This is a genomic window from Arthrobacter sp. BE255, from assembly GCF_031457335.1.
Lineage (GTDB): Bacteria > Actinomycetota > Actinomycetes > Actinomycetales > Micrococcaceae > Arthrobacter.
On record NZ_JAVDWK010000030.1, the window covers coordinates 1 to 2,399 of the forward strand.

The 2,399-nt window shown below is 66.2% G+C and carries 1 protein-coding gene; it reads left to right on the forward strand.

Features of this window, described 5'->3' with window-relative positions:
- Positions 1-234 precede the first annotated feature (234 nt).
- Entirely contained in the window at positions 235-2,304 is a 2,070-nt protein-coding gene (locus J2X42_RS23280; protein ID WP_310168501.1) for a PhoX family phosphatase, read from the forward strand.
- Positions 2,305-2,399 lie beyond the last annotated feature (95 nt).

Genomic DNA, 2,399 nt, shown 5'->3' on the forward strand with positions numbered 1-2,399 from the left:
TGCGACACCCTCTTCGCCATGCTCCGCGATGGCAGCCTCTACCACCCCAAAACACCCCAAACCCCTTGACGAACAACATAGGGACACTCTCACTTAATGCGGGTTTTTGACGAACCCTCTCGCACATTCCTGCAGGTCACGCGCGGTTAACCGGAATTTCACCTGCCTGACGGCTGCGCGTCGGAAGCGGCTGGCACGGTGAGGGAACCGCATCGATTTTCCTGGAAGGCCCCCATGTCTGAAACGACTGCCCGCAAATTCACCCTGCTGCCGATGCTCGGCCACACCAAGGGCAAGCGCAGCGCCGTCACGTGCGCGCTGAAGTGTGACAACGCCTGCGCCGGCGACGTCTGCAACACCAGCTCCAACAGCTACTTCCGCGACATCGCCTCCGCCACCATGTCCCGCCGTGCCGCCCTGGGCTTCGGCGCCGCCGGTGCGCTCGCCGTCGTACTTGGAAGTGCCGTGACGTCCGCGGAACCCGCGACCGCCGCGGGTCTGTCGCCCGCCGCGAAGGAGGGCTTCGGGACGTCGAAGCTGAAGTTCACGGCCATCCCCTCCATCGCCGCCGACGTCGACGCCGTGACCGTTCCGGAAGGCTTCACCTGGCAGCCGGTGATCCGCTGGGGTGACCCGATCTTCAACGATGCACCTGCCTTTGACCTGAACAACCAGACCGCCGCAGCACAGGAAAAGCAGTTCGGCTACAACAACGACTACACGGACATCCTTGAGGTTCCGGGCAGCAATGGCCGCCGTGCGCTTCTGTTCGCCAACCACGAGTACACGAACGAAAACATCATGTTCCCGGCCACCATGCCCGCCGCCGACGTGCGCGCGGTGGGTCAGGCCGCTCACGGGCTGACCGTCGTCGAACTGGAGCGGAAGAACAAGAACAAGCCGTGGAGCTACGTCCAGGGCGCGGGGCTGAACCGCCGCTACCTGAACAGCACGGTCTACGAACTGACCGGTCCGGTTGCCGGCTCCCCGCTGGTGAAGACCGTTGCCGACCCCACCGGCCGCGCCATCAAGGGCACGCTGGGTAACTGCTCCGGCGGCACCACCCCGTGGGGCACCATCCTGTCCGGCGAAGAGAACTTCAACGGGTACTTCGTCTCCCCGGGCACGTCCGCGTCCGACAAGCGCTACGGCCTGACGTCGAACGCCACGGCCCGCAAGTGGGAACTGGACGATCCCCGCTTCGACACGCGCAACGCCGGCTACGAGAACGAGTCCAACCGCTTCGGATGGATCGTCGAGGTGGACCCGTTCGACCCCACGTCCACGCCGAAGAAGCACTCCGCCCTGGGCCGCTTCAAGCACGAAGGCGCCAACGTGATCGTGGCCGATTCCGGGCACGTGGTTGCCTACTCCGGTGACGACGAGCGGTTCGACTACCTCTACAAGTTCGTCTCCGCCGGCAAGTACCGTGAGGGCGACCGGGCGCACAACATGACGCTGCTGTCCGAGGGCAACCTGTACGTGGCCAAGTTCACCGGCAACTCACCGGCCGCCGAAATCACCGGGGTTGGCAACGTGCCGGCCGACGGTTCGTTCGACGGCATCGGCGAGTGGCTGCCGCTGGTGGTTGACGGCGCCTCGGCCGTGCCCGGGATGACGGTTGAGGAGGTGCTGGTCTACACCCGCCTCGCCGCGGACAAGGTGGGCCCCACCAAGATGGACCGCTGCGAGGATGTCCAGCCCAGCCTGCACACGGGCAAGGTCTACGTGGCCTGCACCAACAACTCGGACCGCGGCAAGGTGGGCAAGGAAGGCGCCACGGAAATGAACCCGCGCAACGCCAACCGCGACGGCCACATCGTGGAGATCACCGAAACCGGCGACCAGACCTCCACCACGTTCACCTGGAACCTGCTGATGGTCTGCGGCGATCCGGCCCAGGGCGACGTCACCTACTTCTCCGGCTTCCCGGTGGACCAGGTCTCGCCGATCTCCTGCCCGGACAACCTCGCGTTCGACTCCGTGGGCAACCTCTGGATCTCCACCGACGGCGCCCCCTCCGGCATCGGCCGGGCGGACGGCCTGTTCAAGGTCACCCTCGACGGCGCCGAGCGCGGCAAGGTGGAGCAGTTCCTGGCGGTGCCGCGCGACGGCGAAACCTGCGGCCCCATCGTCCACGACGACGAGCGCACCGTCTTCGTCTCGGTCCAGCACCCGGGCGAGGAAGGTTCGTTCGACGCCCCGAACTCGTACTTCCCGGACTACGTTGCGGCAGGCACGACGCCGGCCCCCGGCCAGGTGCGTGCGCCCCGCCCGTCGGTGGTCCAGGTCTTCCGCGGCTAACCTTCCAGGACGCTCGTTACCTTCTTCGTAGCCCCTTTCTGGTGCAGGATGTGGGGTGTGCTGGCCTGCCGGTCCCGGCATGATTGCGACGCTCT